The sequence below is a fragment of the Streptomyces sp. AF1A genome, from assembly GCF_047340315.1.
Classification (GTDB): Bacteria; Actinomycetota; Actinomycetes; order Streptomycetales; family Streptomycetaceae; genus Streptomyces.
On record NZ_JBLEBI010000307.1, the window covers coordinates 1 to 4,202 of the forward strand.

Annotated in this window: 2 protein-coding genes; both read right to left on the minus strand. The window is 72.0% G+C overall.

Annotation, left to right across the window (positions count from 1 at the left end):
* Positions 1-1,855, minus strand: a 1,855-nt coding sequence (locus ACLU3S_RS36065) for a beta-ketoacyl synthase N-terminal-like domain-containing protein (protein WP_413956197.1), incomplete at its 3' end; no start/stop codon positions are given.
* A 124-nt stretch (positions 1,856-1,979) separates the two neighbouring features.
* Positions 1,980-3,791, minus strand: coding sequence for a fatty acyl-AMP ligase (locus ACLU3S_RS36070; protein WP_413956198.1), 1,812 nt, complete (start codon positions 3,789-3,791; stop codon positions 1,980-1,982).
* Between the last annotated feature and the right edge of the window lie 411 nt (positions 3,792-4,202).

Here is a 4,202-nt window from a genome sequence, read left to right on the forward strand (position 1 = left end):
CGAGGGAACTCAGGCCGACGAAGACCCCGGTGGAGGTGAGGGCGGGTGCGCCGTCGGCGGCCACCCACCGCGACAGGCTCGCGGCCACGTCGGCAAGCCGGTCCGGGGTGCGGGCGGAGACGAGCAGCAGGTGCGGGTGGCCCGCCGCCTCCTCGTCGTGGCGCCCCCGCGCGGGCCCGGCGGGGGCCGGGGGGGCCTGTTCGAGGACGGCGTGGGCGTTGGTGCCGCCGAACCCGAAGGCCGACACCCCGGCGCGCGCCGGCCGGTTGCCGGTGGCCGGCCACGCCATCGCCTCGGTGACCACGCGCAGATTCAGCTCATCGAAGGCGATGTGCGGGTTGGGCCGGCGGAAGTGGAGGCTGGCCGGGATACGTCCGTGGTGCAGGGCCAGCACGGTCTTGATCAGGCCGATGAGGCCGGCCGCGCCCTCGAGGTGGCCCACATTGCTCTTGACCGAGCCGATCAGCAGCGGCCGCTCGGGCTCTCTGCCCCGCCCCAGAACCGCTCCCAGGGCGGCCGCCTCGATGGGGTCGCCCAGCAACGTGCCCGTCCCGTGGGCCTCGACGTAGTCGACGTCGGTGGCGGCGATGCGTGCATCGCGCAGGGCCTCGCGCAGCAGGGCCTGCTGCGCGAGCGGGTTGGGTGCCATCAACCCCGCCGAACGGCCGTCCTGGTTGACGGCACTGCCCCGGATGACGGCGAGCACCCGGTCCCCCTCGCGCCGGGCGTCGACCAGCCGCTTGAGCACGACGACGCCGCAGCCCTCACCGCGGGCGATGCCGTTGGCCGCGGCGTCGAAGGGCTTGCACCTGCCGTCCTGGGCCAGCACACCCGCCTGGCCCAGGCAGGCGGTGACGGCCGGGGACAGCAGGAGGTTGACGCCTGCGGCCAGTGCCCTCTCGCACTCCCCGCTGCGCAGGCTGCGGCACGCCAGGTGCACGGCCACCAGGGAGGAGGAACAGGCCGTGTCCACGGTGATGCTCGGGCCGTGCAGGTCCAGCAGGTACGACACCCGGTTGGCGGCGATGCTGCCGGCGGCCCCGGTGCCGGTCCACGCGCTCAGCCGGGCCGGATCCGAGGTGGTCAGGTGCCCGTACTCGAGGGAACTCAGGCCGACGAAGACCCCGGTGGAGGTGGACTGCCAGGCGAACGCGGGCACGCCCGTATGATCCAGCGCCTCGCACACCACTTCGAGCAGCAGCCGCTGCTGAGGGTCCATGACCTCGGCCTCGTGCGGGGTGATACCGAAGAACGCGGCGTCGAACCGGTCGATGTCCTCCAAGAAGGCACCCTGCTTGGGGGTCGACTCGATCAGAGCCGCAACATCGGGCGCCGTGCCGGCAAAACTGGGCCAGCGTGTGCCGGGCACCTGCCCGACCGCGTCCTGCCCGGCCATCAGCTGGGCCCACAACGCGTCCGGCCCATACACCGGACCGGGCAGACGGCACCCGATACCGACGACGGCGATGGCATCCTCCAGCCCCTCGCCGTCCGGCAACCCGGGCGCGGGGCACGGCGGCTGCGCGGGCACGGCATCCTTGCCGCCGGCGTCGGCCAGGGCGGCGGCGAGCCGGTTGATGGTGGGATGCTCCCACAGCAGCGTGGCAGGCAGGGACCGGCCCAGGATCTTTTCCAGCTGGCCGGTCAGTCCGACGGCGTCGCGGGAGGTCAGACCGTACTCCACCACCGGCCGGGCGTCGTCGAGTTCTTCCGGCGCGATGTTGCAGGTCTGCGCGAGCAGCTGCCGCAGCACGCCGCGCACCTGGTCGGCGCCGCCCCTCAGACGGCCGCCGCCTTCCGCGGTGGTGGCCCTCATCTCCACGGCCGGCTCCTGGTGTCCGCCTGGCTGGTTCATGCCTCGTCGGTCTCTCTGTGCACGTGCGTGTCAAAGGTCCGCACACCCAGCGGGCGGCCCCCGCTCACGGCGGTGGCGGCCCCGGTGTCCTCGCCGGCCGGCTCCCGCAATCCGCCCGGCCGGTTCATGCCTGGCCGGTCCGTGCGCGCACACGCGTGCCGCACGTGAACACACCCCGCAGGTAGTGCTCGCGGCACGCACGGCGGGCCACCTTCCCGCTGGTGGTGTGCGGGACGGTGCCGGGCGGGGCGAGGACGAAGTCGTGCACCGCGACGGCGTGCGCGGCGCCGACCGCCTGGCGCACCGCACGGGTCACCTCCTCGCGCACCCGGGCGGGCTCGGCCAGGTCACGGACGTGCTCGGCCACCACCACCAGGCGTTCCCCGTCGTCGGTGGCAAGGGAGAACGCCGCGGCGTGATGGCGGCGGATCGCCGGGTGCGCGTTTTCGACGGTGTGCTCGATGTCCTGCGGATAGTGATTGGTCCCGTCGATGATCACCAGGTCCTTCAGGCGGCCGGTGATGTAGAGATGACCCTCGTGCCACAGCCCGAGATCCCCCGTGCGCAGCCAGCGCGAGCCCCCGCCCCCGCCCCCGCCCCCGCCGTCGCCGTCGCCGTCGCCGTCGCTGTCGTCGCTGTCGTCGTGCAGGGTGGCGCCAAAGGTCGCCTCGCTGTGCTGCGGGTCGCGGAAGTAGCCGCGGGCGATGTTGGGGCCGCGCAGCCAGATCTCCCCCACCCGCCCCTCCTCAAGCCGCACCCGGCGCTCGGGATCCACGACGGCGGCCTCCTGCCCGGTGGGCCGCCCGCAGCCGACCAGACGGGTCACCGGCCGGCCGTCGCCATCGGTGACCGCCCGGGCGGTGCCGGCCGCCAGCGCGTCACGGTCGAAACAGGTGACCACCGGCTCCCGGCCCGCCGGGGAAGCAGACACGAACACGGTCGCCTCGGCCAGCCCGTAGGACGGACGCATCGCCGTAGCACGCGCACCCACCGGGCCGAACGCCTCCTGGAACCGCCTGAGCGTCTGCTCGTTGATGGGTTCACTGCCGTTGACCATCGCCGCGACCTGGCCCAGCGAGAGCGTGGCACGCTCCTCGCCACTGACACGGTGCACGCAGTAGTCGTAGGCGAAGTTGGGAGCCGCGGTCAGCGCCCCGCCGTGTTCGCTCAGCAGCCGCAGCCAGCGCACCGGCTGCTGCACGAAGGCCAGCGGATCCATGAACACCGAGTGCAGGGTGCCCACAACGGGAAGCACCACCGCCAGCACCAGCCCCATGTCGTGGTACAGCGGAAGCCAGCCCACCGTGCAGTTGCGCCCGCTGCGCATACCATAGGCCGTCAGCGCCTGACGGGCGTTGGCGCACACGTTGGCATGAGTGATCTCCACCCCCGAGGGCATACGGGTCGAGCCGGAGGTGTACTGCAGGTACGCCACATCCGCGGGCCGCGGACGAGCAGGCTCACCGCGGGTGTCCCCGCCCCGCACCGCCCGGCCCGACAGCAGGTCCCCCTCGGTGACCACGCGCAGACGCAGCCCGTCCTGGTTCGCGCAGAACTTCTCCGCCTCCTCACGCCCCTCACCACTGGTCACAGCGAACACCGGATCGGCGTCGGCGAGCGCGGCGGCCAGTTTCTCACCATGGCCGGGCAGCCCCGGCGAGAACAGGGGAACGGCAACCGCGCCGGCACACACGGCCGCCAGGAAGCCCACGACATAGTCCAGGTTCTGCGGACCCACCAAAGCCACCCGCTCACCAGCCGCACCGCTGTCGCGCAGCACCCCCGCAAGGGCACCCACCCGCTCCCGCAGCCCGCCCCACGTCAACGAGGTGCACACCCCGCCCCGGCCGGTACTGAAGTCCACAAAAGTGAACGCTTTTTCGGCGGGGGCCTGCGCCGCGGCCCGGGCGAGATGATGACTGATCGTGTCTTCCACGGTTTTCAGCATGAAGTCACCGAACCTTCGTTCTCGACAGGCAGCCAATCTCCTCGGCCCTCAGCCTGTCAGGCGAATGGACGACAGCCGTCGCCGCCCGTCTTCAATTCCCTGATCCCAAAACATAGTGGCACTGATGAACGATCACCCAAACATATTGACGCATCGGTGACACAACGCCACGCCGCGCCCCGCCCGGCCGGGCCAGCAGGCCACAACCGGTGTTTCCGGCCCGCCCACCAAACACCGCAATCAGCGCCCCGAAAGTCGCGCCCCGCACACCCCCACGGCACAGTACGGACAAGAGAGGGTGCGCACCCAAAACAGTGCGGCCGACCGGGAAGCCGGGAAGCCGCGCATGTCATGCCCTAGGGGCACAGTACGGACAAGGACGCACCCAAAACGGTGCGG